Below are 25,626 nucleotides of genomic sequence, written 5' to 3'. Positions count from 1 at the left end.
CGAATGGGCCGTATGTCCGCAATACGTGCGAATATACGGCCCCTCGTGGCGCCGTGCCCGGCACACGGGGCGCACCGTGTGCCGGGCGCGTCAGGCGTCGTCGAGGCCGCGCTCGATGGCGTACCGGACGAGCTCCACCCGGTTGTGCAGCTGGAGCTTGCCGAGGGTGTTCTGGACGTGGTTCTGCACCGTGCGGTGCGAGATCACCAGGCGCTCGGCGATCTGCTTGTAGCTGAGGCCCTTGGCGACGAGCCGCAGGACCTCCGTCTCGCGCTCGGTCAGCTGCGGGGCCTTCGGCTCGTGGGCGCCGGCCGCCGGGGCGGGCTCGGTCGCGAGCCTGCGGTACTCGCCGAGGACCAGTCCGGCGAGGCCGGGGGTGAAGACGGGGTCGCCGACCGCCGTCCGCCGTACGGCGTCGATCAGCTCCTCCGTGCTCGCCGACTTGAGGAGGTAGCCGGTGGCGCCGGACTTGACGGCCTCCAGGACGTCCGCGTGCTCGCCGCTCGCCGAGAGGACCAGGACCCGCAGCCCCGGCCGGCCGCCGACGAGTTCCTTGCAGACCTGGACGCCCGGCTTCACCGGCAGGTTCAGGTCCAGGACGAGGACGTCGGGCAGGACCGCGAGGGCGCGGCGTACCGCCTGCTCGCCGTCGCCCGCCGTGGCGACCACGTCCAGGCCCGCCTCGGCCAGATCGCGGGCGACCGCGTCCCGCCACATCGGATGGTCGTCCACGACCATCACTCTGATCTGCTGCTGCTCGCTCATCTTCCTTGTCCTGCCTTCCCCCGTGGGACCTTCAACTCGACTTCCGTGCCCTGCCCGGGGACCGAGATCAGCTCGGCCGAGCCGCCCAGATCCCGCAGTCTCCCCCGGATGGAGAGGGCGACGCCCATCCGGCCCTCGCCCCACGCCTCCGCGAGGCGGCCCTCCGGGATGCCGGGGCCGTCGTCCCGGACGGTGACGATCACCTCGTCCGGCCAGTCCTCGACCAGGATCCACGCGTTCGCGTCCTCCCCGGCGTGCACCCGCACGTTGTCCAGGGCGGCGCCGACGGCGGCGGCCAGCTCACGGGCGGCGGGCGGCGTGAGGAGGACGGGTGCGCCCGGCTCGGAGAGGGTGACCTTCGCCCCGGCGCGCGGGGCGAGCAGCAGCCTCAGGTCCACCGGGGAGTCGTCGTCGTGCTCCTCCTCCACCTCGACGACCCGGACGACGGCGCCCTCGGACTCGTCCTCGGAGACCAGGCTGGGCCGGCTGAGGCCGCCTGCCACGAGGGTCCGGAGGGCCACCTCCTGCTCACCGGCCATCCGTCCGAGGTCGGCGGCCTCGCCGCCGAGGGCGGTGCCGCGCCGCTGCACCATCGCGAGGACCTGGAGGACGCTGTCGTGGATGTCGCGGGCGAGGCGCTCCCGCTCGCGGGTCGCGGCCTCGATCTCCAGGGCGCGGGCGAGGGTGCGCTCGGAGGCGCGGGCGACCTCGACGACGTAGCCGATGGCGATGGAGGCCACCCAGACGAGGAGGACGTTGTGGAGGGTGTCCCGGGTGGGGTGGCCGCGTTCGACGATGTTGGCGACGGCGACGAGGGAGGAGGCGACGCCGGCCCAGCGCCAGCCGCCCTTGATCGCGTACGCGAGGACGGATCCGGCGGTCCATATCGACGGCAGGGTGGGGCCCTCGACGGTCTGGGCGTGGGCGTCGGCGAGCGGGGTGAGGAGGATGCCGACGAGGGCGACCGTGAGGTCGGCGCCGAGGAAGCGCTTGGTGCAGCTGGCGGCGTTCGCCACCTTGGGGAGGGTCGCGAGGGTCCAGACGCACATCACCGCCAGGAAGGCGACGGCGATCCAGGGGCGCTCGTACCGGTCACGGCCGAACGCGAACAGCAGGACCGCGTAGACCATGGTCAGGACGCGGTAGCCGGTCAGTGCCCGCCACAACGGCTGCTCGACCGACATGCGCACGACACGCTCGCGCTTGGCCATCTCCCCCACCCCCGGCCGTCCCGTACGGGACGGCTGACCGCCGGTCGCCTACGCGCCGGACTCTTCCCGAGCCGCGATCTCGGCCTTCACGGCCTCCTTGGCCGCCTTCTCCGCGTCCGCGATCTGCCGCTTGGCGGCGGTCGCGTAGATGTCGACGTACTCCTGGCCGGACAGCTTCATGATCTCGTACATGACCTCGTCGGTCACCGAGCGGAGGATGAAGCGGTCCCCCTCCATGCCCTGGTAGCGGGTGAAGTCCAGCGGCTTGCCGATCCGGATCCCCGGGCGCATCAGTTTGGGGACGACCTTGCCGGGCGGCTGGATCTTCTCGGTGTCGATCATGGCGACCGGGATCACCGGCGCGCCGGTGGCCAGGGCCACGCGCGCGAGGCCGCCGGGCTTGCCGCGGTAGAGGCGGCCGTCGGGCGAGCGGGTGCCCTCGGGGTAGATACCGAAGAGTCCGCCCTTCTCGATGACCTCGATACCGGCCCTGATCGCCGCCTCGCCCGCGCCGCGGGCACCCGAACGGTCCACCGGAAGCTGGCCGACGCCCTTGAAGAAGGCGGCCGTGAGCTTGCCCTTCACACCCGGCGAGGTGAAGTACTCCGCCTTGGCGATGAAGGTGACCTTGCGGTCGAGCACGGCGGGCAGGAAGAAGGAGTCGGAGAACGACAGGTGGTTGCTCGCCAGGATCGCGGGCCCCTCGGCGGGAATGTTCTCCAGACCCTCCACCCAGGGCCGGAAGGCAAGCTTCAGGGACCCTCCGAGGGAGAACTTCATTGCGCCGTAGATCAACTCGCCATGCCTTCCGTGTGCCGTGGCGACGACTTTATCCCGTACCGGCGTACGCCCCCCGCTACGGCCCTGGTCGGTGTCGGTCCGGTCGCGTACCGTGAAGGTCCTTCCCCATCTTTCCGTCGCTTCGGCGCACCCAGGGCGCACCCGAAGGCGAACGCGAAGTCGAGCGAACAGGAGACCCCGGTGCCGGTCCTTCCCGGAGCCGAGCCGTACCGCCATGAAGGCGGAGAGGTCGGCGTCCTTCTCTGTCACGGATTCACCGGTTCCCCGCAGTCGCTGCGCCCGTGGGCCGAGTTTCTGGCCGCGCGCGGCCTGACGGTGTCACTGCCGCTGCTGCCCGGTCACGGCACCCGCTGGCAGGACATGCAGCTCACCACGTGGCACGACTGGTACGCCGAGGTCGACCGGGCGCTGAGCGAGCTCCTGGAGCGGTGCGCGACCGTCTTCGTCTTCGGCCTCTCCATGGGCGGGGCGCTGACCCTGCGGCTCGCCGCGCGGCACGGGGACGCCGTGAAGGGCATCGTCCTGGTCAACCCGGGCAACAAGGTGCACGGTCTGGCGGCGTACGCGCTGCCGGTCGTCCGTCATCTGGTCCCCTCGACCAAGGGCATCGCGAGCGACATCGCCAAGGAGGGCGTCACCGAGGTCGGCTACGACCGGGTGCCGCTGCACGCGGCGCACTCCCTGCGCCGGTTCTTCCGGACCGTGGACGCGGAGCTTCCGCAGGTCACACAGCCGGTGGTGCTGCTCCACAGCCCCCAGGACCATGTCGTGCCGCCCGCCGACTCGGCCCGGATCCTCTCCAGGATCTCCTCGACGGACGTCAAGGAGATCCTGCTGGAACAGAGCTACCACGTGGCGACGTTGGACCATGACGCGGAGCGGATCTTCGACGAGAGCCTGGCCTTCGTCGAGCGTCTCGCGCCGGGTCTGGTCGACGAACAGGGGAGCAGGAGCGGTGGCTGAGGAGCAGGACGGCGGCGGGCGCGAGCCGCAGCCCATCGACGAGGAGGCGGCCTGGGCCGCGATCGTCGCGGGGTACGGCGAGGAGCCCGCGGACCCGCCGGGCGCGAAGCCGTACCGGACCGTCGAGAACCTGTCGCTCCCGGAGCCGGAGGACGACGGCGAGGACGAGGACGCGGGGGAGGTCCGGCCGGTGAAGCCGGCGCCGGCCGCGGGGAAGGGCACGCCCTGGAAGCCGAGGCCGACGACCGGCGGGACGTCGCCGGAGGCCGAGGCGGACGAGGAGCCCGGCGCGGAGGAGGAGCCCGAGGCGGGTCCCGAGCGGCCCGCACTCGGCAGCTCCGTCGTCTTCGCGCCCGGCGTCCGCTCCGCCGGCCCCCGCGACTACTCCCCCGCCGAACCTGACGACGCGCCCGACGGCTCCGACGAGGGCCACTTCGTGCCGCCCGAGCCGCCCCCGCTGCCCGATGCGGACGTGACGACCAGGTTCGCCTGGCTGGCCGTGGTCGGCGGCCCGGTGCTGATGCTGGTCGCCGTCCTGCTCAGCTGGGACATGACGTGGTGGTTGACCACGCTGTGCATCGGCGGCTTCCTCGGCGGCTTCGCGACCCTGGTGGGCCGTATGAAGCACGACGACGATGACGACGGCTTCGACGACCCGGGCCGCGGCGCGGTCGTCTGATCTTCCGACGCCGTCCTCGTACCGCTCGGCGCCAGGGGCGCCGAGCGGGCTTCGGGCGGCCGTGCCGGACTCCGCCGGCCGGGGGCGGTCTCCCCGGCCGACGGCGGTGCGGGCGTCAGGACGCGGCGGGCACCCGCACCGCCGCCAGCACCGGAAGGTGATCGGTGGCGGCCCGCAGATCCGCCGGGTCGAGGTCCGTCGGCACTCCGCAGCCGAGGAACTCGATCCCCGGGGTGGCGAGGATCGCGTCGATCCGCTGGTGCGGATCGGCGGGGGTCGAGGTGTACGCGTCCCCCCAGGGGCTGGCCTCCCAGCCGTCCCGGAGTTCCTTCGCGAGCCGCCGGAAGGCGGGCCCGTCGGGACGTTCGTTGAGGTCTCCGGCGACCAGGGTGTGCGGGGTCCCCAGGGCGGCGACCCGGTCGAGGACCATCCCGGCCTGCGCGTACCGCTCGTCCTTCCGCAGGCTGAGATGACAGCTGATGAGGCCGACCCGGGCCCCGGCGAAGCGGACGACGGCGGTCGCGAGACCGCGCCGGTGCAGGCCCGGGGTGAGGGGCAGCAGGACGTCCTCGGTGTGTTCCACGGTGGCCCGCAGGGAGCAGAGCAGCATCGGCCCGGCCGCGGTGGCGCCGCCGCTCAGCACGACGAGCTCGCTCTTGGCGGCGAGCCGGGCCGCGTGTTTGCGCCAGCGGAAGAAGCGCGGGGCCTCCTGGAGGAAGACGACGTCCGGGTCGCAGGCCCGGATGACCCGGGCGAGGGCGTCCTCGTCGTCGCGCATCGAGCGGACGTTGTAGCTGAGGACCCGGAGGACGGCCGAACCGTCCTCCTCGGTGCGGGAGTTGGGCAGCTCACTGATCGCCATGGCACGTAACGTACGGCAACCGCCCGCCGCGTCCACAGGGACGCGACGGGCGGTTGCCGTACGAGGGACCGCTCAGCCCTGGCGGGCGAGGTCCGCAGCGCCGACCAGACCGGCCTTGTTGCCGAGCTGGGCCGCGAGGACCTGCGCGTGCGGGCGCCACTGGCCGCCGATCAGCCAGCGCCGGAAGGACTTCCTGATCGGGTCGAGGACCAGGTCGCCCTCGTCCGAGACACCGCCGCCGACGATGAACGCCGAGGGGTCGAACAGCGAGGCCAGGTCCGCGAGGCCGGCACCGGCCCAGCGGGCCAGCTCGCGGAAGGAGTCGACGGCGACCGGGTCGCCGGCGCGGGCGGCCTGGCTGACGTGCCGGCCCTCGATGCCCTCGGGGGTGCCGTCGCCGAGCCCGAGGAGGACCTGGGCCCGCTCGGGGGTGGCGTTGGCCCGCTGCTTGGCGTAGCGGACGAGCGCGCGGCCGGAGGCGTACTGCTCCCAGCAGCCCTGGCTGCCGCAGCCGCACAGGAGACCGTCCGGGACGACCCGGATGTGGCCGAACTCGGCGGCCACGCCGAAGCGTCCGCGGCGCAGCTTGTTTCCGATGATGATGCCGCCGCCGAGGCCGGTGCCGAGGGTGATGCAGATGACGTCCTCGTGGCCCTGGCCCGCACCGAACCTGTACTCGCCCCAGGCCGCCGCGTTGGCGTCGTTCTCGACGACGACGGGCAGGCCGACCCGCTGCTCGACCTTGTCCTTGAGCGGCTCGTGCCGCCAGTCGATGTTCGGCGCGAAGAGGACGGTGGCGCGCTTGTCGTCGACGTAGCCCGCGGCACCGATGCCGACGGCCTCGATCGTGTGGCCCTTGCCGGCCTCGGACACGGCCGCGCAGATCGCGTCGACGATGCCTTCGGGGGTCGGCGGGGTGGGCACCTTGTGCGTGTCGAGGATGTTGCCCTCCTCGTCGACCACGCCGGCCGCGATCTTCGTGCCGCCGATGTCGACGCCGATGGTGAGTCCCATGTGTCCCTCAGTTTTCGGTCGAGCCCCGCTAAGGCCCACCGTACCCGAGGGGGACGGGCGTCCCGATCAGTCGAGGTCGATGTGCTGGCCGGTTCCGGGCCCCTCGTCGTCCTTGCGGTCGTCGGCACCGGCGTCCCCGTCGGTGCCCTTGTCTGCCGTGCCGGCCGACCCGTCCGCGTCCCGGCGCGGGTCGCGCGGGTCGTCGGGGGTCACCTTCTCGTCGCGCGTCCACCGGGTCTCGTGGGACTCGACGGCGGAGCGGTAGGCGGCGAGCAGTTCGTTCCCGGCGGCGGCGAGGTGGTCGAAGACCTGCGGGTTCCGCTCGATGACGGGCTCGACGACCGCCTTCGCCTGGTTGACGAGCTGCTGCACGGTCTGCGCGGCCTGGCCCGCGAGCAGCGGGTTCCCCAGGCCACCGGAGACCTTGTCGGCGACGGCCTCGAAGAGCTTGCGGAACTCGTCGGCGGCGGAGCCGGTGTCCGCGCCGCGCTGGGCCCGGCGACGGGCCTTCTCCGCCTCCAGGTCCTCGGCGCACGCCTTGGCCCAGGCGTCCGAATCGCTCATGGCGTACTCCTCACTGGCTGGTACTTCGACGGTACACGCCCCCTCAGGGGGTGCGGGGCCAGAGTCCGGGGTCGGGCGTGAAGCGCACCCTGAGGTCGCCCTCGACGAGTCCCGCGCCGGTGACGGTGCAGCGGCGCAGGGCGGCCGGCAGGGGCACGTTGCGGCGGAAGGCGCCGACGGTGAGGAGCAGTTCGTCACCCCTGCGGACGAGGGACAGCTCCTCCTTGACGGCCCCGGGGAGGCCGATGTGCCACACCAGGACGCCGTCCTCCTCCCGGCGGTCCTCGACGGACCACGCCGCCACGGGCTCGGGGACGGCCGCCGGGCGCCGGGCGGGCGCGAGCAGGACGAGGTCCTCGGGTCCGCGGGGGTCCCGGCCGAGGTGCGGCAACGCGTCGATGACACCGACGACGTCGGCGGTGCCGGAGGCGGTACGGAGCTCTGCGAGGTGCCGGTGCTGCTGGGCGGTGAGTCCGGCGAGCCAGGGGTCCTCGGAGTCGGCGGGCAGCAGCCGGTTGGCGACGACGGAGTCGAGGGCGAGGCGCTGGAGGGCGAGTCCGAGCCGGGCGGTGCGCAGGGCGCGGACGGCGGCGGGGCCGGGTTCGAGGACGAGGCGGACGCTGGTGGTGGGGGCGTCGACGACGGCCTGGACGGCGGCCAGCTCGGTCTCCCAGCGGCCGGTGGTCTCGTACAGCCACTGCGCGGGCATCGGGACTCCGGCGAGCTGGGCGAGCATCGGGCGCAGGGCGCGGGCGGCCTGCCGTTCCGGCGGCAGGAGGCGGCGCAGATAGCGCCGGAGCTGCTCGGGCAGGGCGAGGAGGGCGAGGGCCTCGGCGAGCGGCGGCAGATCGACGACGGCGAGTTCGTGGTCGCCCTCGGCGGCGTCGCGCAGGGCGCGGAGCAGGGCGAACTGGCGGCTGCCGGGGAGTTCGGTGAGCTCGGCGTCCTCGAAGGGCGTGGTGCCCAGCAGGTCGAGGGCCGCGGAGGAGCGGGCCTGGAGGGCGAGGAACTCACGGCGGAAGTCGCCGGCCGGCCGGGGGCGCAGGACGCGGAGGCGGTCCTGGGCCGGCAGGGGCTCGACGTCCTCGGAGACGAGCAGGACCCGGCGGCCCGCCCGCGCCTCGGCGAGGGCGGTCGCGGCGGCGACGGTGGTGCGACCGGCGCCGCCGGACCCGGTGACAAGGATGATCCGCATGCGCAGGACGTTACCCGCGCGCTCCCGGCGCCCGGACGGGAGGACGTGACCGGCCCCCGGCGGGGTTCACGCGCCGGATTCGACGCGCTTCTTCAGGCCGGCGAGCGCCCGGTCGATGATGACCTTCTCCGCCTTGCGCTTGATCATGCCGAGCATCGGGATCTTCACGTCGACCGTCAGCTGGTAGGTGACCTCCGTGCGGTCACCGCCGCCGACCGCCGCCAGCCGGTACGACCCGTCGAGCGACCGCAGCATCTGGGACTTGACCAGCGTCCAGCTGACCTCGTTGCCGCCGGTCCAGGTGTACGCCAGGGTGTGGTCGTCCTTGATCGCGCCGGCGTCGAGCAGCAGGCGCACCTTCTCGGCGCGGCCGGCCCCGTCGGTCTCCAGGACCTCGGCCTCCTTCACCTCGCCCGTCCACTCGGGGTAGCGGGCGAAGTCGGCGATCACGCCCATGACGTCGGCCGGTGCCGCCTCGATGGTGATGCTCGAGCTGGTGTGTTCGGCCATCGTGGTGGCTCCTCCACTGTGCGGTCCGGCGGAAGTCAAAGGGGCACAGACGTGCCGACGGAAGGCTATCGCGCTGCGACCCGGGGCCCGTCACCACTCCAGGGCGAAGGGCCTGCCCGTCGAGGCGAAGTGGCCGACGTTCACGCACTCGGTCGACGCGATCCGCATCCGCCGGGCCAGCGGCTGGTGGACGTGGCCGAACAGGGCGTAGCGGGGCCGGGTGCGCCGGATGGCGTCGAGCAGGGCCCTGCTGCCGCGCTCGAAGCGGCGGGCGACGGTGTCGTACGTCAGGTCGGGCACGTCGGGCGGGATGTGGGAGCAGAGCACGTCGACGTCGCCGAGCGCCTCGACCTTCGCCGCGTACTCCTCGTCGGAGATCTCGTACGGCGTGCGCATGGGGGTGCGCAGACCGCCGCCGACGAAGCCGAAGACGAGGCCGCCGACCTCGACCCGCTCGCCGTCGAGGACGGTCGTACCGGGCCGGGCGAACTCGGGCCAGAAGCGGGGGATGTCGACGTTGCCGTAGGTGGCGTACGTGGGGGTGGGGAAGGCGGCGAAGAGTTCGGCGTACTGGCGGCGCACCGCGCCCTCGATCGCGGTCTCGCGGTCGACGTCGAGCTCGGCCCAGAGGCGTCGCCCCAGGTCACGGGCCTCGTCGAAGCGTCGGGCGGTGCGCAGCTCGACCAGCCGGTCGGCGTTCTCGACGCCGAAGAGGTCGGGGAAGATCCCGCGGCTGTGGTCGGCGTAGTCGAGGAAGAGGACCAGGTCGCCCAGACATATCAGGGCGTCGGCCCCGTCCCCCGCCCTGGCGAGGTCTCCGGCGTTGCCGTGCACGTCACTGACCACATGGACTCGCATGGGCCCACCTTAGGGGGTGTCACCTGCGGTTACTTCCGAGTCCGGAAACCTGTGGATTACTGTGCGGAGAGCACCGCCACACATGTGTGACGCACGGAACATCTGGCCGGAACCCCCTATCCGGAACCATGTACTGATGGGTAACGTCCGGGCAGTCCAGTCGTGCTCTCCCCCACGGAGCACCTGCCAGTTCTTGGACTTCACCGGTGCATCACACAGAGCCGTGGCGCCGGCGCCCGATGAGGAGCAGCAGTCTTGCGCGAGTTCAGCCTTCCGGCCCTGTACGAGGTCCCCGCGGACGGCAACCTGACGGATCTCATCCGCCGCAACGCCTCCCAGCACCCAGACGTCGCCGTCATGGGCCGCAAGGTCGACGGCGGGTGGACGGACGTGACCGCGACGCAGTTCCTCGCGGAGGTCCGCGGGGCCGCCAAGGGCCTGATCGCGGCCGGTGTCGAGCCTGGCGACCGGGTCGCGCTGCTCTCCCGTACGCGGTACGAGTGGGTGCTCCTCGACTTCGCGATCTGGAGCGCGGGCGGCGTGACCGTGCCCGTGTACGAGACCAGCTCGCCGGAGCAGATCCAGTGGATCCTCGGCGACTCGGGCGCGACGCTGGTGCTCGTCGAGAGCGGTGCGCACCAGGAGTCGGTGGAGTCCGTACGGGCGGAGCTGCCGGAGCTGAAGGGCATCTGGCAGATCGAGGACGACGCGGTCGCGCAGCTGACCGCGACCGGCCTCGACGTGTCCGACGAGCTGCTCGACGCGCGCATGTCCGCGGCGAACGCGGACGACCCGGCGACGATCGTCTACACCTCGGGCACGACGGGGCGCCCCAAGGGCTGCGTCCTGACCCACCGGGCCTTCTTCGCCGAGTGCGGCAACGTGGTGGCGCGGCTGAAGCCGCTGTTCCGTACCGGCGAGTGTTCGGTGCTGCTGTTCCTGCCGGCCGCGCACGTCTTCGGGCGGCTCGTCGAGATCGCCTCCGTGATGGCGCCGATCCGCCTCGGCTGCGTGCCCGACATCAAGAACCTCACGGACGAGCTGGCCTCGTTCCGGCCGACGCTGATCCTGGGCGTGCCCCGGGTCTTCGAGAAGGTCTACAACTCGGCGCGGGCCAAGGCGCAGGCCGACGGCAAGGGCAAGATCTTCGACAAGGCCGCGCACACGGCCATCGCGTACAGCAGGGCGCTGAGCACCCCGCAGGGCCCGTCCTTCGGCCTCCGGCTGAAGCACAGGATCTTCGACAAGCTGGTCTTCAGCAAGCTGCGGGCGGTGCTCGGCGGCCGCGGCGAGTACGCGATCTCGGGCGGCGCGCCGCTGGGTGAGCGGCTGGGTCACTTCTTCCGGGGCATCGGCTTCACGGTCCTGGAGGGCTACGGCCTGACGGAGTCGTGCGCGGCGACGGCGTTCAACCCCTGGGACCGGCAGAAGATCGGCACGGTCGGTCAGCCGCTGCCGGGTTCGGTGGTGCGGATCGCCGACGACGGCGAGGTGCTGCTGCACGGCGAGCACATCTTCTCGCGGTACTGGAACAACGAGGCGGCGACGGCCGAGGCGCTGGCGGACGGCTGGTTCCACACGGGCGACATCGGCACCCTCGACGAGGACGGCTACCTCGCGATCACCGGCCGGAAGAAGGAGATCCTGGTGACGGCGGGCGGCAAGAACGTCGCCCCGGCGGTCATCGAGGACCGGATCCGGGCGCACGCGCTGGTCGCGGAGTGCATGGTGGTCGGCGACGGCCGCCCGTTCGTGGGCGCGCTGGTCACGATCGACGAGGAGTTCCTGGGCCGCTGGGCCTCGGAGCACGGCAAGCCGGCGGGCTCGACGGCGGCCACCCTCCGCGACGACACGGACCTGATGGCGGAGGTCCAGCGCGCGATCGACGACGGCAACGCGGCGGTCTCCAAGGCCGAGTCGGTCCGCAAGTTCCGCATCCTCCCGGCGCAGTTCACGGAGGAGGCGGGCCACATCACCCCGTCCCTGAAGCTGAAGCGGAACGTGGTGGCGAAGGACTTCGCCGACGAGATCGAGGCGATCTACCGGGCCTGATGCGGTCCCGCGTACAGACGGCCGGAGGCCCGGGGCTGTGTCGCCCCGGGCCTCCGGCCGTTTCCTCCGTCCCACCGGGACGCTCGCTACAGGAGCTCCTCGAGACGCTCCGCGAGGAGGTCCCAGCGCCATTTCTCCTCGACCCAGGCGCGGCCCCGCTCGCCCATGCGGGCGCGGAGCTCGGGGTCGAGGAGGAGGGTGCTGACGCGGTCGGCGGTGTCCTCGGCGGACTCGCCGCGGACGACCCAGCCGGTCTCGCCGTCGAGGACCGCGTCGGGGGCGCCGCCCGAGTCGCCCGCGACGACGGGAAGGCCGGTCGCGGAGGCCTCCAGGTAGACGATGCCGAGGCCCTCGACGTCGAGGCCGCCGCGCCGGGTGCGGCAGGGCATGGCGAAGACGTCGCCCGCGCCGTAGTGGGCGGGCAGCTCCGACCACGGGACGGCGCCGGTGAAGCGTACGGATCCGGCCACCCCGGTCTCGGCGGCGAGGCGGTGCAGATCCTTCTCGTACGGGCCGCCGCCGACGATCAGGAGGACGGCGTCCGGCACCCGGCGCAGGATCTGCGGCATGGCCCTGATCAGGGTGTCCTGGCCCTTGCGCGGGACGAGCCGGGAGACGCAGACGACCACGGGGCGGTCGCTGAGCCCGAGGCGGGCGCGGACCTCGGCGCCGCCGGAGTCGGGGTGGAAGGTCTTCTCGTCGACGCCCGGCGGCAGCTGCCTCATGCGGTCCGCGGCGGCGGGCGTGAGGGCGGCCGCGATCCGGGAGCGGGTGTACTCGCCGAGGTAGGTGAGGGTGTCCGTGCCCTCGCCGATCCGGCGGAGCAGCTGCCGGGAGGCGGGCAGCTGGGCCCAGCCGGCCTCGTGCCCGTGCGTGGTGGCGACGAGTCGCCGTGCGCCGGCCCTGCGCAGCGCGGGGGCCATCAGGCCGAGGGGCGCGGCCGCGCCGAACCACACGGACTCGCAGCCGTGCTCGCGCAGGAGCGCGGTGGCCCGGGCCGTGACCCGAGGTGTGGGCAACAGCATGGTGGTGCGATCCCGGACGACCGTGAAAGGCTGTTCGGCGTCGAACGCGGCCGTCGCCTCGATCCCTTCGCGGCTGCGCTTCCAGGTGGAGGCGTAGACCACGATCTGGTCGGGATCCAGGCGGAGGGCCATGTTGTGCAGGAAGGCCTGGATTCCGCCCGGACGCGGCGGGAAGTCGTTGGTTACGATCAGGGTCTTGTGCATCGTGGCCGACAGTACCGCGAGCGCACCCACCGCCCAGCACCACCATCCCCCCGCGGCAGCGGGCCGACAGGACAAGGAACGGGACAGGTATGACGGGGGCAGTGGGCATCGGATCACGCGCGCGTCTCCGCCTCCCGCTCGGCCTCTGGGGGCTGACCCGGATCATCCTCCTGCTGTGCGTGTTCAGGGTCGTGGTGGTCCCCGGTCCCGACGCGACGGCCGAGGTCGGGCAGATCTACCAGGGCTGGTACGACGTCCTGCGGACCGGCGAGTATCCGCGGGACGACGTGACCTGGCAGTACCCGCCGGCCGCCGCCCTCGCGATCCTCTCTCCCGTGCTGCTGCCCTTCCTCGGCTACGCGTCGGCCTTCTTCGTCCTGGCGCTCCTCTGTGACGCCTTCGTCATGGGCCTCCTCCTGCACACGGGCCGCCGCGCCGGCCGTTCGATGCGGGGCGCCTGGCTCTGGCTGGCAGCGGTGCCGCTGCTCGGCCCGACCGCGTACGCCCGCTACGACGTCATGGTGACGGCCGTCGCCGTGGCCGCCCTGCTGGCCGTCGGCCGCGACCCGCGCGTTCTCGGTGTGCTCGCCGGTTTCGGCGCGGTCCTGAAGGTGTGGCCGGCGCTGCTGCTCGCGGGCACCCCGAAGGGCGGGGCGACCTGGCGCTCCTGGCCGGTCGCGGCGGGCGCGGCGGGCGCGGTGCTGCTGCTCTGCGTGGCCTGGATGCCGGGGTCGCTGGCCTTCCTCTCGTACCAGAGCGAGCGGGGTACGGAGGTCGAGTCGCTGGGGGCGATGGTGTTCCACGTGGCCCGGCACTTCGGCTGGGAGGGCGAGGCCCGGATGAACTACGGGTCCATGGAGTTCCTCGGCCCCTACGTCTCGTGGGTGTCGTCCGGTGCGATGGCGCTGACGATCGCCGCGTTCGCGTGGCTGGCGCTGTGGCGGTTCAGGGCGCGCCGGTTCTCCTCGTCGACGACGGCGGACGCGGCCTTCGTCGCGGTCCTGCTCTTCACCGTGACGAGCCGGGTGATCTCACCGCAGTACATGATCTGGCTGTTCGGTCTCGCCGCGGTCTGTCTCGCCTACCGGTCGACGTGCATGCGGCGCCCCGCCCATCTGGTGCTGTGGGCGACGGCCGTGACGCAGTTCGAGTACCCCGTCTGGTTCTCGCATGTGACGCAGAGCGATCCCCTGGGCATCGCCGTGCTGTTCCTGCGCAACGGCCTCCTGGTCGTCGCCACGTTCTCCGCCTGCCGCGCCTTGTGGCGGCACACGGTGACCGAGGCGGGCGTCGTGCGCATCCCGGGGCAGACGCGCCGGCCCGAGCGGGAAAGGGTTCTGGCCGGTTCGGCCTGAGCGGTAGTGGCCCGAACACCGATACGCACGGGTGCTACCCTGGGGCACCTTTGCCTTCCCGTTAGGTTCTTCTGCTGACATGAACAACTCGATTCTCTCGGTCGACACGCTTCAGCGGCACGGGAAGACCGGCGAAGGCGCCCCCGCAGAGCATGTACCGAAAGCCTCGGCAGGCATATCGGGGAAGCCTTTCCTCCTGGTTTCCCTCGCTTTCTTCCTGATCTATCTCCTCCTGTCGGCACGGCGCCACGCGGCGAACCTCACAACGGGGTACGACCTGGGCATCTTCACCCAGATCGTGAGGTCCTACTCCGAGTTCTCCGCGCCGTACTCCGATCTCAAGGGGCCCGCCTACAACACACTCGGGGATCATTTCCATCCGATCCTCGCGCTCCTCGCCCCGATATACAGGGCATTCCCGTCCAGCTATACACTGCTCGTCTGCCAGGCAGCCCTCGTGGCGTTCTCCATAGTTCCCCTGATGAAATGGGCCGACAAAGCAGGGGGACGCAAGTTCGCCTATTGGATCGGAATTTCGTACGGCGCTTCCTGGGGAATTGCCGCACTCATCTCTTTCGACTTCCACGAAGTCTCCTTCGCGGTGCCGCTCCTGTCCCTCTCGCTCTGCGCCGCCGGCCGGAAGAACTGGCGCGCGGCGGCCCTCTGGTCGCTGCCGCTGGTGCTGGTCAAGGAGGACCTGGGGCTCACGGTCGCGGCGATCGGCGCCTATGTGGCGTGGAAGGGGCCGCGGGTGACGGGGCTCGCCGTCGCCGCCTTCGGGGCCGGCGCCACGGCGCTGGAGATGCTGGTGGTCCTTCCGTACTTCAATCCCCTCGGGCAGTTCGCCTATCTGCCGCCCGAGACCGCCGAAGAGGTCGGCATGCTGGCGCAGGCCGCCGGCGCCCTCTGGCCCCCGGTGAAATGGCTGACGCTCTTCATGATCGTCGCCCCGACCGGCTTCCTGGCCCTCCGGTCGCCGCTCCTGCTGGTCGCGCTGCCGACGCTGGCCTGGCGCTTCACGGGATCGAACCCCTTCTACTGGGGGATGGACTTCCACTACAGCGCGGTCCTCATGCCCATCGCCTTCGCCGCCGCCGTCCACGCGGTCGCGAACGGAGTGAGCGCGCGCAGACTCGTGCCGGCCTGCGTCGTCGGCGCGGTGGCCACGAGCGTCACGCTCTTCACCCATCCCCTGCACGAGGTCGTGCTGCCACGGACGTGGAGCGACTCCGCCTACGTCAGGACCTCGGACGCGCTGCTGGAGAAGATCCCCGACGGCGCGACCGTGGCCGCCTCGAACCGCCTGGCCGCCCAGCTCGCCGACCGGGCCTCCGTCAGCGAGGTGTGCCTGTTCCCCCGCTCCTTCCCCCCGAAGGAACGACCCGAGTGGCTGATCTACGACGTCGCCGACAACTCCGACCCGGAGTGCCCGACCGGCAAGGCCCTGGAGTCGGCCGACCCGGGCGTGCCCGGATACCGGATTGTCGAGGCGCGGGACGGCATCACCCTGCTCCGGCTGGCCGACGACGGGAAGAACTCCCGGTAGACGCGCCCGGAAGGGCGGTCGCCGGATCAACCGCGTCGGCCGTCGGCTCCCGCCGGCGGCCGCTGAGCCGCCGAGATCACCGACGGCCGGCGCTTCTTCACGCCGCTCTCCTTCGGCAGGCCCGGCGGGCCCGGAGGCCCGGCAGACCCGGCAGGCCCGCCAGAACCGGCAGACCCGGAGGCCTGGAGGCCCGGAGGCCCGGCAGGACCTACCCCAGCCGCTTCCCCAGGTACTCCCGCCAGTCGGCGGTGAACTCCTCCGGGGTGGTGCCGAGCACCTCCTGGAGGGCCTTCTCCACGGCGCCCTCCCGGCCCGGGTGCGCGCCCACCGCGCGGTAGAAGTCGGTCAGCTTCGTGTCGCCCCAGCGGTCCGCGATCAGCTCGCAGGCCAACCAGCCGCCCTCGTACGCCCTGGCCAGCGCCTCCGCGTCGGCGCCGAAGGCGAAGTCAGGGTCCTCCGGGAGCCGGGCGGGCAGCTCCCCCGAGTGGACCGCGCGGCGCAGTTCGGGGGCGGCCTCGGCGGCGGTGCGGTCGGCGTCCCGGTAGGCGACCCAGTCGGCGAAGCCCTCGGAGAGCCAGACCGGGGTGGACGGGGTGGTGGCGGCGCGGGTGGCGACATGGACGGTCTCGTGCGTGAGGACGAGCTGCCGTCCGAACTCCCCGAGGACCCCGTACGCCTCCGGGTTCACGATCACCCGGTCCGCGGGGGCGTCCGCGCCGCCCCGGGTCTCCCCCGTGGTGACGGCGGCGATGCCCCGGTAGGAGTCCCCCGGCGCCCCGAGGAGCTCGCCCATCCCCGCGAGCGACCCGGGGACGAGGACCACCACGTCACGGGCCCACCCGACGGGCCACGCGGCGGAGACGGCGGGAACGGCCCGGTCCGCCGCCGCGGCGATCTCCCGGAGCCGCTCGGGCCTCTGGCCGACACCGAGGACGAGCGAACGGGTGCCCCGGACGGTCACCACGTCGCCCTGCTCCCAGAGGTGCCGGGGCGCCCCCCGCGCCGGACGGTCACCGGTCACGTACCAGCGTCCGTCCCGCTCGGTCAGGTCGAGGACCCGGGCGCCGGTGAGGGGCCGCCTGTCGTGGCCCTCGAGCCGGTAGCCGAGGTCGGCGCGGGCGGTGACGCGGTCGGCGGCCGTGCGGTCGACCCCGGTGAGCCGGTAGGTCCAGCCGTCGACGGGCACCGTCGCGAGCCGACGGAAGACGGCGAGGGCGGTCGGGGCGTACGAGGGGTCGACGGCGGCGAGGTAGCCGGGCTGGTCGCGGTCGAGGAGCGCCCTGGCGTGCCGGTCGAGGAGTCCCTGTATCTCCCGGGCGGCCGTGTCGGCGGGCCGGTCGGCGCGCGCACCGCAGCCGACGAGTCCCGCGAGCACGAGCAGCAGGGCCGCCAGGCAGGCCGTCGCCGGCCTCCGCGCTCCACACCCCTGACCCGCCACGCCTCCGATCGTACGGTCGGATCGGCGGGAACTGCTCCCGGTACGGCCCCGGCCCCGGCCGGAGGCGCCCCCGGGCCCGGACCGCAATTCGTTTCAGACCCGGGTCACCGTCACGTGCGACATCATGTTCACCGGGTCGTAGCGGACCCGCGCGCCCGGGTAGGGGGCGTGGATGACCTGGCCGTTGCCGGCGTAGATCCCCACATGACTGGCGTCGCCGCGATACGTGACGAGGTCGCCGGGCTGTGCCTGGGAGAGCGGCACCTGCCGGCCCGCGTACCGCTGGGCGGAGGAGGTCCGCGGCAGGCTGATCCCGGCCTTCCCGTACGACCAGACCATCAGGCCCGAGCAGTCGAAGGCGGAGGGTCCGGTCGCCCCCCACACATAGGGCTTGCCGACCGCGCTGCGGGCGGCGATCACCGCGGCGGCAGCCCGTGACGAACCCGGGGCCGCCGCCTCGGGCATCGGCGGCAGCTCCTCCGCGCGTCCGCCGGAGCGCGAGGCCCGGTCGAAGTCGGCGCGCTCCTCGACGGTGAGGCCGGCGAGGACCCGGCGGGCCTCGGCGAGCTTGCCCTCGACGACGCGCTTGTGACGGGCCACCTCGGCCCGGCTGCGCTCCAGCTCGACCAGGGCCGTGCGGGCCTCGGAGCGCTTCTGGCTCAGCCGGCGCTGCTCCCGCCGGAGCTCGCCGAGCGCCGCTCCCTGGCGGGCGGTGATCCGGTCGAGCGCGGAGGCGCGGTCGAGGTAGGTGTCCGGGTCGGAGGAGAGCAGCAGGGCGAGGGCGGGGTCGATGCCGCCGGAGCGGTACTGGGCGCCGGCGACCGAACCGAGCGCGCCCCGCATGTGGTTGATGCGCTCCTGGCCCCGGGCGAGGCTGTCCTGGGCCTGGGAGACCGTCCGGCGCAGCGCGTCCGCCTTCTCGTCCGCCCGGTTGTAGCCCTCCGTGGCCTTCTCGGCCTCCTCGAAGAGGCGGTCCACCGTGGCACGGGTGGCCGCGGCCCCGGCGCCGGGTTCGGCGCTCGCGGGGACGGCCCCGAGGGTCGCCGCGGCGGTGGCCGCGGCGGCGGTGAGGACGGTGACCCGGGCGGGTCGGCGGTGGGACGCCACGAATCGCGCTCCGTTCGGCTCGACGCTGACTGGCGCGGCAGACAGTAGCCGCTGATCACTCCGCGTCCAACGAAGGCGCCGGGCACACAAAGTGACGCCCCGCCGGAGATCACAGGTCACCGGCGGGGCGTCAGGTCAGCTCGCGTCGCGGCGAACCACCCGATTGGGCGGTACGGCTGCGCGGGTCGCGTCGTGGCGGGTCAGCCTCCGATGCGGACACCGAACTGGAAGGAGCCCAGGGTGTTCATGGACTCGTAGCGGACGTTGACGCCCGAGTACGGGGCGTGCAGGACCGTGTTGTTGCCCGCGTACAGACCCACGTGCGACAGGCCGTTGAAGAAGACCAGGTCGCCCGGCTTGAGCTGGCTGCGGCCGATCTTCGTACCGTCGTTCTGCTGGGTGTACGTGGTGCGGGTGAGGTCGACGCCGGCCTTGCCGTAGGCCCACTGGGTCAGACCGGAGCAGTCGAACGAGTTGGGGCCCTCGTGGCCGGAGGCGTACGGCATGCCGACCCGGGTGGCGGCCGCGGCGAGCGCGGCGGCGCCGAAGCCGGAGGCGGGGGCCTCGTTGCCGAGGTCGATCCGCTCGCCGGCGGCGCGGCTGGCGCGCTGCGCCTGCTCCTGCTCCTTCTGCCGGATCTTGGCCCGCTCGGCCTCGGTCAGCGTGTTGAGGAGCTTGCGGGCCTCGGCCAGCTTGCCCTGGAACTTCTTCTTCTTCTCGCCGAGCGTCTTGCGGACGTCCTGGAGGTCCTCGAGCTTCGTGGTGGCCTCGGCGCGCTGCTGGGCGAGGCTGCGCTGCTTGGCCTGGATCGAGGTGAGGACGTCGGCCTGCTGGGCACTCAGCTGGTCGATCGCGGACGCCTTGTCGAGGTAGGTGTCCGGGTCTGCGGAGAGGAAGAGCTGGAGGGCCGGGTCGATGCCGCCGGAGCGGTACTGGGCGCTGGCGACCGAACCGATCTGGTCGCGCAGGGTGTTGAGCTCCTGCTGGCCCCGGGCCACCTTGTCCTGGAGGTTGCCGATCTCCTCCTGCAGCTTGCCGCGGCGCTCCTCGGCGAGGTTGTACTGCTCCGTGGCCTCCTCGGCCTCGTGGTGCAGCTTGTCGACCTTCGACTTGACCTCGTCGATCTTGGGCTTGGCGGGGGCCGCCTGGGCGCCCGTCTGGGCGGTGAGCGCTACGGCGGCGGCCGCGGTCGCGGTGAGTACGGTCACGCGCATGCGGCTCGGCTGCTTGGGTCGACGGTGGGACGCCACGAAGGCGAGCTCCTTCTTCCTCAGAGCCGCCCAACCGGTAAGGGCAGGCGGTTCCTCCGCCGCCACCCCGGATGGGTGATCAACCGCGCGAAGGTTCGAGCTCCGACCCTAGTGACCAACTTGTGATCAGTTCAAATCCCACTGGCAAAAATATCGCTCAGGGACCACTTAATTTACACGCACCACACAGGCAGTGATGGCCACTTGACGGTCCGCCCTCCAGAATTCGGGCATAAGACACAACAGTTGCCATGTGTGGCGATGCATCAGGAGAGCCGCGAAAGCCGCTTCAACAGCAACGCGGACGCCACGGGGCGCGCCCCGGCCTTCGCCACCCCGTCGGCCACCTCGCGGTCGGTGGAGACCACCACGACCGGCCGGCCCGGCGGCTCGGCCCGCACCAGCTGGCGGATCAACTCGTCCGCGGTCACACCCGGCTTGGAGAACAGCACCCGCACCCCGCGCGGCGGCGCGAGGAGCACCGGCGCCGCCAGCTCCGCCCCGTCGAAGACACAGGTGACCTCGGCGCCCGAGCGGGCCGCGAGGGCCGACAGACTGCCGAGCAGCCGCAGCCGCTGCTTCTCCAACGGCATCGTGGGATAGCCGGTCTTGGTGACGTTGTAGCCGTCGACGACCAGATGGGCCTGCGGCAGCGCAAGCAGCTGGTCGAGCAGCGCCGGGTCGGTCTCGGAGAGCGCCCGCGCCGCGATGTCCTTCGGGGACATCCGGCCCGGCTCCACCGCGTCCACGGTGTCCGCCGGGTGCACCGACACGGGCGGCAGCGCGAGTTCGCGGCGCAGCCCCTGGGCCGCGTCGAGCACGGTGTCGAGCAGCAGCCGCAGCCGCATGTCCTCCACCGAGCGCCCCTCCCGGGCCGTCCTGCGGCTCGCCTCCAGGGCGGCCTCGACCTCGCCGAGCCGGGCCTTGAGCCGACGGCTCTCGCTCTCGGCGGACGACACCTGGGCGGCCGCCTCCGCCTTGGCGGCGTCGATCTCGCCCTGGACGCGGCGCAGCGCGGCCTCGCCGCGCTTCACGTCGCTCTGGGCGCTGCGCAGCTTGCGGTGAAGCGATTCCGCTTCCTTCCGGGCCGCCTCCAGATCGTGCCGCAACTGCTCGGCCTCGCCCCGCGAGCGGTCCCGGGCGGCGGCGAGTTCCTCGCGCAGCCGCTCCAGCTCGCGCCGGCCCGCCTCGTCGGCCCGCTCGGCGTCGACGCGCAGGGCCTCCTCGCCCGCGGCCGCCACCAGCTTGACCCAGCCCGGCGGGCGCAGCACATAGGCCGCGGCCGCCACGTCGACGGGGTCGGCCGCGGCGGGCGGGGTGCCGGTCTCGACGGCTCCGGCCAGCTCGGGCTGGCCCTGCTTGAAGCGCTCGCCGATCCGCTGCCGGAACAGCGGGTCGCTCTCCAGGGCCGCCGCCATGGCGTTCCCGGCGAACTTGGCGCGCCGGGACGCGGTGAACCGGGCGTACTGCCTCAGGGGTGCGGGCAGCTCCGCGACGGTCAGCCCGCCGAAGGCGTCGGCGACCAGCGCGACGACCCGCCGCCGTACGCCTTCCGGCAGTGGGTGGTCGAGCGTCTCGGCAGCGTCACCTGCCGCGCCGGCCGGCTCTCCACCGTGCGCGGGCTGCTCCACGATCCGTCACCCCTATGTCGTCCGCGCCGTCCCTCAGGAGGCGGCGCCCGGCCTGTCCACCAGTTCGATCTGATCCACCGCGTTGCACCAGCGACAGCGGACCGACTCGATGGTCTCACTGACCACCTGCCGCTCCTCGACCGTCGGGTCTCCCGCGAGGTCCAGATGGACGTACTCCACGACCTTGGAGGAGCGCGTCACGTCGAAGCGGGTCAGGTTGCCGCAGAGCGTGCAGCGCCACCGGGTGTCGGCGGTCGGCAGGGGAACCGTCGTCATCGTGCCGTCCTTCTTCCTGTTGCGTGGTACCAGGTGCGGGAGCCGCGGTGCGCCGTCGAACTGCGGTCGTACTGCCCGTTACCCTACGGCCTCGCCGGTACGCGGGGGCACGGCGAGGCACTCTGTCCAGTTCGGCCCCGGTACGCCATGATCTGTCCATGATCGACTGGCGAGATGCGGTCCGCGCCGTCCGGGGGTCCTGGCGGGGCACCCTCGATGGCCCCACGGTGACGTACGGACTGATCGCCGCCTGCTGTGTGCTCTTCGTGATCGGCCCGGTCTCCGGGCTCAACCCGGTGTACGGCACGGGGGACGGGCTCCTCGCGGCGCAGGGCGAGTACTTCCGGCGCTGGGGCGTCGTCCCCGCCGAGCTGATGAGCGGCGACCCCCGCGCCCTGCTCACCCCGCTGACCGCGCTCTTCGTCCACGGCAGCTGGCTCCACCTGCTGGGAAACATGCTGTTCCTGTACGTCTTCGGGGCCATGGCCGAGGAGCGCATGGGTCCCGTCGAGTTCGCCCTCTTCTACCTGGGCACGGGCTACCTCGCGCTGCTCGGGTACGCGGTGGCGCACGCGAACAGCGAGCAGACCCTGGTCGGGGCGTCCGGGGCGATCTCCGGGGTGCTCGGGGCCTTTCTCTTCCTCTTCCCGCGCTCCCGGGTCACCAGTCTCTTCCCGTTCCTCTTCTTCCTGCCGCTGCGCTTCCCGGCCTGGATCGTGCTGATCTTCTGGTTCGTGCTGCAGTGGCTGGCGGCGCGGGCGGCCGGCGCCGGTCCGGGCGTCGCCTATCTGGCCCATGTGGTGGGCTTCTCCGTCGGCTTCCTCTACGCCTGGGGGCGCTACCGGGGTGGGGATAGAGTGAAAGCCCCAACCGCGGCGACCGAGGGAGAAAGCCAGCCGTGATCACCGCGATCGTGCTCATCAAGACCAGCGTGGACCGCATCCCCGAGATCGCCGAGTCGATCGCCGGGCTCGACAGCGTCAGCGAGGTCTTCTCGGTGACCGGCACCTACGACCTCATCGCCATGGTCCGCGTGCCCCGTCACGACGACCTGGCGGACGTCATCCCCGGCAGCATCAGCAAGATCCCGGGCGTCGAGGCCACGGACACGCATGTCGCCTTCCGTACGTACTCCCAGCACGATCTGGAGGCGGCCTTCGCCATCGGTCTGGAGTCCTGAGACCGCGTTCACGGCATGCTGAAGGGGGCCTCCCGCTGGGAGGCCCCCTTCACCCGTACGAGTGAGTGATCAGCCGCGATCGGGGACGCAGCGGCCGTCCTCGGTACGGTACTTCCACTGCGCGCCGTCGCGGACGAGCTCCTTCACGGCGCCGACGAAACGCTCCACGTGCTCGTCCGGCGTACCGGCGCCGAAGCTCACCCGGATGGCGTTGAGCGACCTCTCCCCCGGGGCCGCCTCGGGGGCGCCGCACTCGCCCGGGTCCTGCGGGTCGCTGCCGAGCAGCGTGCGGACCAGCGGGTGGGCGCAGAAGAGACCGTCGCGGACGCCGATGCCGTACTCGGCGGAGAGCGCGGCGGCGAAGTGGGAGCTGTTCCAGCCCTCCACGACGAAGGAGATGACGCCGACGCGCGGCGCGTCGTCGCCGAACAGCGAGAGCACCTTGACCTCGGGGACCTCGGCGAGTCCCTCCCGGACCTTGGCGATCAGGTGCCGCTCACGCTCGACGAGGGTGTCGAAGCCGGCCTCGGTGAGCGCCTTGCAGGCGGAGGCGATGGAGTAGACGCCGATGACGTTCGGGGAACCTGCCTCGTGCCGGGCCGCGGTGGTGTGCCACTCCACGTCCACACCGCCGTCGGCCCGACGGGCCACCTTGCGGGAGGCGCCGCCGCCCGCGAGGTAGGGCTCGGAGTCCTGCAGCCAGTCGGCGCGGCCCGCGAGGACGCCGGAGCCGAAGGGCGCGTACAGCTTGTGCCCGGAGAAGGCGATCCAGTCCACGTCGAGCTCCTGGACCGAGACCGGGTGGTGGGGCGCGAGCTGGGCGGCGTCGAGCACGATCCGGGCGCCGTGGGCGTGCGCGGCGGCGGCGAGCTCCTTCACCGGCCACAGCTCACCGGTGACGTTGGAGGCGCCGGTGACGCAGACCAGGGCGGGGCCGTAGGGGTCGCGGTCGGCGAGCGCCCGCTCCAGGGTGGCGACGGCCTGCTCCGGGGTGCGCGGGGCGTTGAGGTAGGTGACGCGGGCGTCCCGCCAGGGCAGCAGCGAGGCGTGGTGCTCGGTCTCGAAGACGAAGACCTGGCAGTCGGCCGGGAGCGTGGCGGCGAGCAGGTTGAGCGAGTCGGTGGTGGAGCGGGTGAAGACGACCTGGTCGCCGGGGCGGCAGTCGAGGAACTCGGCGACGGTGACGCGGCTGTTCTCGAAGAGGTCGGTGGAGAGCTGGGAGAGGTACCCGGCGCCGCGGTGGACGCTGCCGTAGTAGGGGGCGTACGCGGCGACGTCGTCCCACACCCGCTGGAGAGCGGGGGCGCTGGCCGCGTAGTCGAGCGCCGCGTAGGTCACCTCGCCGCCGGTGACGAGCGGGACGGTGACGTCCCGGCCGAGCACCGGGAGCGGGGCGGCGCAGCAGGGATCGGCCGATTCGGCGGCGGTCTCGGCGGAAGCGGTCTCGACGAGGGTGGCGGCGGGGGTGGCGGCGGTCTCGGCGGTGGCGACGGCGTCAGGGCGTGCGGACATGGCGGTATCTCCCGGCGGGCGGTGCGGAATGGCTTCGGTGATCCCGTACGCGGCCGGAGAGGGCGGGGTACGGGTGAGAGGCCTCGGAAGACACGGGTGCACAGGTGCACGGGGAGACTCAGGGGTACACGGGGTACGCGGAAGTGACCCTGATCCGATGATCCGAGGGTGAAGAAGGGGCGTACTCGCCCTATCGCATTCGCTTGCTCACGGAAAAAGCTCCTCGAGAGACCAGGACCCCTGGTGTTCGAGGGGTCCGCGCTTGCCGTAGACCTCGCTGCCTACGGCCTGGTCATCACCCGGGGCACCCCGCCACGGACGGAGGGTTGCCGGACAGCAAGCCGGGGCCAAAACGCTGTCACTCGTGACCTGTAGAGCATCCTGCCACATGATCGCCGAAGCGCAAGACCCCGGTCCGCATACTGGACCGGGGTCGTGGGCGTGCGCCGTGCGGAGGTCAGGCGTTGCTGGCGGCGACCCAGCGCTCCAGGGCCCGGCGGGCCTCGCCGGAGTCGATGGCCTCCGCGGCCTTCTCCATGCCGGCGCGGATCTGCTCCACCAGGGTGCCCTCCCCCGGCGCGAGCGCGGTCAGCGCCGCCGCCGAGTTGAGCAGCACCGCGTCCCGTACCGGACCGGTCTCCCCCGCGAGCAGCCGGCGGGCCACGTCGGCGTTGTACGAGGCGTCCGCGCCGCGCAGCGCCTCCACGGGGACGAGGTCGATGCCGACGTCCCGGGGGTCGAAGGCCTCCTCCCGCACCGCACCGTCGCGGACCACCCAGACCCGCGAGGTGGCGGTGGTGGTCAGCTCGTCGAGGCCGTCGTCGCCGCGGAAGACGAGCGCGGAGGAGCCGCGCTCGGCGAGCACCCCGGCGACGATGGGGGCCACCCGGGCGTCGGCGACACCGGTCGCCTGGGACCGGACGCGGGCCGGATTGGTGAGCGGACCGAGGAAGTTGAAGACGGTCCGGATGCCGAGCTCCTTGCGGGCCGTCGCCACATGGCGCAGCGCCGGGTGGAACTTCACGGCGAAGCAGAAGGTGATCCCGGCCTCCTCGGCGACCTCGACGACCCGCTTCGGGGTCAGGTCCAGGTTGACGCCGAGCTTCTCCAGGACGTCGGAGGCGCCGGAGGCGGAGGACGCGGCCCGGTTGCCGTGCTTGACGACCTTGGCGCCGGTGCCGGCCACGACGATCGCCGACATCGTGGAGATGTTGACGGTCTTGGCGCCGTCGCCGCCGGTGCCCACGATGTCGACGGTGGCGCCGGGCACCTCGATCGTGTTCGCGTGCTCGTACATGGTGCGGACGAGGCCGGTGATCTCCTCGACGGTCTCGCCCTTGGCGCGCAGGGCCACGACGAAGCCGGCGATCTGGGCGTCGGTGGCCTCGCCGCGGAGGATCCGGTCCATGGCCCAGGCGGTGTCCTCCGCGCTCTGGTCGCGGCCGGACAGCAGACCGTCCAGGACGACGGGCCAGGAGCGGCCCGCCGACGTAGGTCCTCCAGCGGGGGTCGCAGCGCTCATGGCAGCTCCTGGTCAGTCCGGTGACGGCTAGGGCTCCACCCTATCGACCCCCGTGGACGGCGAAGAGCCCCGTCCATCGAATGGACGGGGCTCTCACCGTGGCGAC

At 72.5% G+C, this 25,626-nt stretch carries 24 protein-coding genes and 1 riboswitch; of the genes, 7 read left to right on the top strand and 17 right to left on the bottom strand.

Annotated features, from left to right (window positions below; all coding sequences use genetic code 11):
* Positions 1–90: 90 nt before the first annotated feature.
* Genes ACIP84_RS17320 through ACIP84_RS17310 form a run of 3 tightly spaced genes read right to left on the bottom strand, consistent with a single transcriptional unit; the run spans position 91 to position 2,756 of the window.
* Entirely contained in the window at positions 91–765 is a 675-nt protein-coding gene (locus ACIP84_RS17320) for a response regulator (RefSeq protein WP_401798460.1), read from the bottom strand.
* Complete coding sequence (gene macS / locus ACIP84_RS17315; protein ID WP_355956689.1) at positions 762–1,976, bottom strand: MacS family sensor histidine kinase; 1,215 nt, start codon at positions 1,974–1,976, stop codon at positions 762–764. Before macS ends, ACIP84_RS17320 begins: the two co-directional genes overlap by 4 nt.
* A 48-nt stretch (positions 1,977–2,024) precedes the next feature.
* A complete protein-coding gene (locus ACIP84_RS17310) occupies positions 2,025–2,756 on the bottom strand; it encodes a lysophospholipid acyltransferase family protein (protein ID WP_355956691.1) in 732 nt (243 codons plus the stop codon).
* A gap of 201 nt (positions 2,757–2,957) precedes the next feature.
* On the opposite strand from ACIP84_RS17310, the gene ACIP84_RS17305 reads away from it, so the two are divergent.
* A complete protein-coding gene (locus ACIP84_RS17305) occupies positions 2,958–3,740 on the top strand; it encodes an alpha/beta hydrolase (protein WP_401798459.1) in 783 nt (260 codons plus the stop codon).
* A complete protein-coding gene (locus ACIP84_RS17300; RefSeq protein ID WP_401798458.1) occupies positions 3,733–4,419 on the top strand; it encodes a hypothetical protein in 687 nt (228 codons plus the stop codon). Before ACIP84_RS17305 ends, ACIP84_RS17300 begins: the two co-directional genes overlap by 8 nt.
* A gap of 115 nt (positions 4,420–4,534) precedes the next feature.
* Here the strand turns inward: ACIP84_RS17300 and ACIP84_RS17295 are convergent, their stop codons facing one another.
* The 6 genes from ACIP84_RS17295 to ACIP84_RS17270 all read right to left on the bottom strand — a co-directional run bounded on the left by ACIP84_RS17295 (position 4,535) and on the right by ACIP84_RS17270 (position 9,422).
* A complete protein-coding gene (locus tag ACIP84_RS17295; RefSeq protein ID WP_355956697.1) occupies positions 4,535–5,281 on the bottom strand; it encodes an endonuclease/exonuclease/phosphatase family protein in 747 nt (248 codons plus the stop codon).
* A gap of 72 nt (positions 5,282–5,353) precedes the next feature.
* Positions 5,354–6,295 carry an ROK family glucokinase gene (locus ACIP84_RS17290; protein WP_030314421.1) on the bottom strand — a complete coding sequence of 314 codons (942 nt, stop codon included), beginning with the start codon at positions 6,293–6,295 and terminating at the stop codon, positions 5,354–5,356.
* A gap of 66 nt (positions 6,296–6,361) precedes the next feature.
* Positions 6,362–6,859, bottom strand: a complete 498-nt coding sequence (locus ACIP84_RS17285; protein ID WP_355956700.1) for a DUF5304 domain-containing protein — start codon at positions 6,857–6,859, stop codon at positions 6,362–6,364.
* Between the two features lie 43 nt (positions 6,860–6,902).
* Positions 6,903–8,054 carry an ArsA-related P-loop ATPase gene (locus ACIP84_RS17280; protein WP_401798457.1) on the bottom strand — a complete coding sequence of 384 codons (1,152 nt, stop codon included), beginning with the start codon at positions 8,052–8,054 and terminating at the stop codon, positions 6,903–6,905.
* 66 nt (positions 8,055–8,120) lie between these two features.
* Positions 8,121–8,564 carry an SRPBCC family protein gene (locus ACIP84_RS17275; RefSeq protein ID WP_209494373.1) on the bottom strand — a complete coding sequence of 148 codons (444 nt, stop codon included), beginning with the start codon at positions 8,562–8,564 and terminating at the stop codon, positions 8,121–8,123.
* Between the two features lie 90 nt (positions 8,565–8,654).
* Positions 8,655–9,422: a metallophosphoesterase gene (locus tag ACIP84_RS17270; protein WP_355956706.1), complete on the bottom strand. Its 768-nt coding sequence runs from the start codon at positions 9,420–9,422 to the stop codon at positions 8,655–8,657.
* 255 nt (positions 9,423–9,677) lie between these two features.
* Between ACIP84_RS17270 and ACIP84_RS17265 the strand changes: the two genes are divergently transcribed.
* Positions 9,678–11,474 carry an AMP-dependent synthetase/ligase gene (locus tag ACIP84_RS17265; protein ID WP_401798456.1) on the top strand — a complete coding sequence of 599 codons (1,797 nt, stop codon included), beginning with the start codon at positions 9,678–9,680 and terminating at the stop codon, positions 11,472–11,474.
* A gap of 86 nt (positions 11,475–11,560) precedes the next feature.
* Here ACIP84_RS17265 and ACIP84_RS17260 read toward each other — a convergent pair whose 3' ends face one another.
* Positions 11,561–12,703, bottom strand: coding sequence for a glycosyltransferase family 4 protein (locus tag ACIP84_RS17260; protein WP_401798455.1), 1,143 nt, complete (start codon positions 12,701–12,703; stop codon positions 11,561–11,563).
* A gap of 89 nt (positions 12,704–12,792) precedes the next feature.
* On the opposite strand from ACIP84_RS17260, the gene ACIP84_RS17255 reads away from it, so the two are divergent.
* Entirely contained in the window at positions 12,793–14,058 is a 1,266-nt protein-coding gene (locus tag ACIP84_RS17255) for a glycosyltransferase family 87 protein (RefSeq protein WP_355956712.1), read from the top strand.
* Positions 14,059–14,137: 79 nt separating this feature from the next.
* A complete protein-coding gene (locus ACIP84_RS17250; RefSeq protein WP_355956714.1) occupies positions 14,138–15,604 on the top strand; it encodes a DUF2079 domain-containing protein in 1,467 nt (488 codons plus the stop codon).
* A 208-nt stretch (positions 15,605–15,812) separates the two neighbouring features.
* Here ACIP84_RS17250 and ACIP84_RS17245 read toward each other — a convergent pair whose 3' ends face one another.
* The 5 genes from ACIP84_RS17245 to ACIP84_RS17225 all read right to left on the bottom strand — a co-directional run bounded on the left by ACIP84_RS17245 (position 15,813) and on the right by ACIP84_RS17225 (position 21,306).
* Positions 15,813–17,042, bottom strand: coding sequence for a hypothetical protein (locus ACIP84_RS17245; protein WP_401798454.1), 1,230 nt, complete (start codon positions 17,040–17,042; stop codon positions 15,813–15,815).
* A 93-nt stretch (positions 17,043–17,135) separates the two neighbouring features.
* On the bottom strand, positions 17,136–18,149 hold the full coding sequence (locus ACIP84_RS17240) for an NlpC/P60 family protein (protein ID WP_401798453.1): 1,014 nt from the start codon (positions 18,147–18,149) through the stop codon (positions 17,136–17,138).
* Between the two features lie 200 nt (positions 18,150–18,349).
* A complete protein-coding gene (locus ACIP84_RS17235) occupies positions 18,350–19,399 on the bottom strand; it encodes an NlpC/P60 family protein (protein ID WP_355956720.1) in 1,050 nt (349 codons plus the stop codon).
* Positions 19,400–19,665: 266 nt separating this feature from the next.
* Positions 19,666–21,030: an NYN domain-containing protein gene (locus tag ACIP84_RS17230; protein WP_355956722.1), complete on the bottom strand. Its 1,365-nt coding sequence runs from the start codon at positions 21,028–21,030 to the stop codon at positions 19,666–19,668.
* A gap of 33 nt (positions 21,031–21,063) precedes the next feature.
* Positions 21,064–21,306 (bottom strand): hypothetical protein, encoded by a 243-nt coding sequence (locus tag ACIP84_RS17225; RefSeq protein ID WP_030314394.1) that lies wholly within the window; start codon positions 21,304–21,306, stop codon positions 21,064–21,066.
* 158 nt (positions 21,307–21,464) lie between these two features.
* On the opposite strand from ACIP84_RS17225, the gene ACIP84_RS17220 reads away from it, so the two are divergent.
* Together ACIP84_RS17220 and ACIP84_RS17215 are read left to right on the top strand one after the other, a co-directional pair.
* A complete protein-coding gene (locus ACIP84_RS17220) occupies positions 21,465–22,208 on the top strand; it encodes a rhomboid family intramembrane serine protease (protein WP_401798452.1) in 744 nt (247 codons plus the stop codon).
* Entirely contained in the window at positions 22,205–22,486 is a 282-nt protein-coding gene (locus ACIP84_RS17215; protein WP_015033007.1) for an Lrp/AsnC family transcriptional regulator, read from the top strand. Before ACIP84_RS17220 ends, ACIP84_RS17215 begins: the two co-directional genes overlap by 4 nt.
* A gap of 69 nt (positions 22,487–22,555) precedes the next feature.
* Here the strand turns inward: ACIP84_RS17215 and ACIP84_RS17210 are convergent, their stop codons facing one another.
* Complete coding sequence (locus ACIP84_RS17210) at positions 22,556–23,998, bottom strand: aminotransferase class V-fold PLP-dependent enzyme (RefSeq protein WP_401798451.1); 1,443 nt, start codon at positions 23,996–23,998, stop codon at positions 22,556–22,558.
* 253 nt (positions 23,999–24,251) lie between these two features.
* Positions 24,252–24,368: riboswitch (SAM riboswitch) on the bottom strand.
* A gap of 87 nt (positions 24,369–24,455) precedes the next feature.
* Positions 24,456–25,520, bottom strand: coding sequence for an anthranilate phosphoribosyltransferase (gene trpD, locus ACIP84_RS17205; protein ID WP_355956729.1), 1,065 nt, complete (start codon positions 25,518–25,520; stop codon positions 24,456–24,458).
* Positions 25,521–25,626: the final 106 nt, after the last annotated feature.

It is taken from the genome of Streptomyces sp. NPDC088707 (genome assembly GCF_044752725.1).
Classification (GTDB): domain Bacteria; phylum Actinomycetota; class Actinomycetes; order Streptomycetales; family Streptomycetaceae; genus Streptomyces.
The sequence above is the reverse complement of the archived record's forward strand: the minus strand, read 5'-3'. Positions and strand labels throughout refer to the sequence as shown.

Bases quoted from the DNA above. Each gene is read 5' to 3' on its own strand.
- ACIP84_RS17320 (WP_401798460.1), bottom strand. From the start codon at position 765: ATGAGCGAGCAGCAGCAGATCAGAGTGATGGTCGTGGACGACCATCCG.
- macS (WP_355956689.1), bottom strand. From the start codon at position 1,976: ATGGCCAAGCGCGAGCGTGTCGTGCGCATGTCGGTCGAGCAGCCGTTG.
- ACIP84_RS17310 (WP_355956691.1), bottom strand. From the start codon at position 2,756: ATGAAGTTCTCCCTCGGAGGGTCCCTGAAGCTTGCCTTCCGGCCCTGG.
- ACIP84_RS17295 (WP_355956697.1), bottom strand. From the start codon at position 5,281: ATGGCGATCAGTGAGCTGCCCAACTCCCGCACCGAGGAGGACGGTTCG.
- ACIP84_RS17290 (WP_030314421.1), bottom strand. From the start codon at position 6,295: ATGGGACTCACCATCGGCGTCGACATCGGCGGCACGAAGATCGCGGCC.
- ACIP84_RS17285 (WP_355956700.1), bottom strand. From the start codon at position 6,859: ATGAGCGATTCGGACGCCTGGGCCAAGGCGTGCGCCGAGGACCTGGAG.
- ACIP84_RS17280 (WP_401798457.1), bottom strand. From the start codon at position 8,054: ATGCGGATCATCCTTGTCACCGGGTCCGGCGGCGCCGGTCGCACCACC.
- ACIP84_RS17275 (WP_209494373.1), bottom strand. From the start codon at position 8,564: ATGGCCGAACACACCAGCTCGAGCATCACCATCGAGGCGGCACCGGCC.
- ACIP84_RS17270 (WP_355956706.1), bottom strand. From the start codon at position 9,422: ATGCGAGTCCATGTGGTCAGTGACGTGCACGGCAACGCCGGAGACCTC.
- ACIP84_RS17260 (WP_401798455.1), bottom strand. From the start codon at position 12,703: ATGCACAAGACCCTGATCGTAACCAACGACTTCCCGCCGCGTCCGGGC.
- ACIP84_RS17255 (WP_355956712.1), top strand. From the start codon at position 12,793: ATGACGGGGGCAGTGGGCATCGGATCACGCGCGCGTCTCCGCCTCCCG.
- ACIP84_RS17250 (WP_355956714.1), top strand. From the start codon at position 14,138: ATGAACAACTCGATTCTCTCGGTCGACACGCTTCAGCGGCACGGGAAG.
- ACIP84_RS17225 (WP_030314394.1), bottom strand. From the start codon at position 21,306: ATGACGACGGTTCCCCTGCCGACCGCCGACACCCGGTGGCGCTGCACG.
- ACIP84_RS17220 (WP_401798452.1), top strand. From the start codon at position 21,465: ATGATCGACTGGCGAGATGCGGTCCGCGCCGTCCGGGGGTCCTGGCGG.
- ACIP84_RS17210 (WP_401798451.1), bottom strand. From the start codon at position 23,998: ATGTCCGCACGCCCTGACGCCGTCGCCACCGCCGAGACCGCCGCCACC.
- trpD (WP_355956729.1), bottom strand. From the start codon at position 25,520: ATGAGCGCTGCGACCCCCGCTGGAGGACCTACGTCGGCGGGCCGCTCC.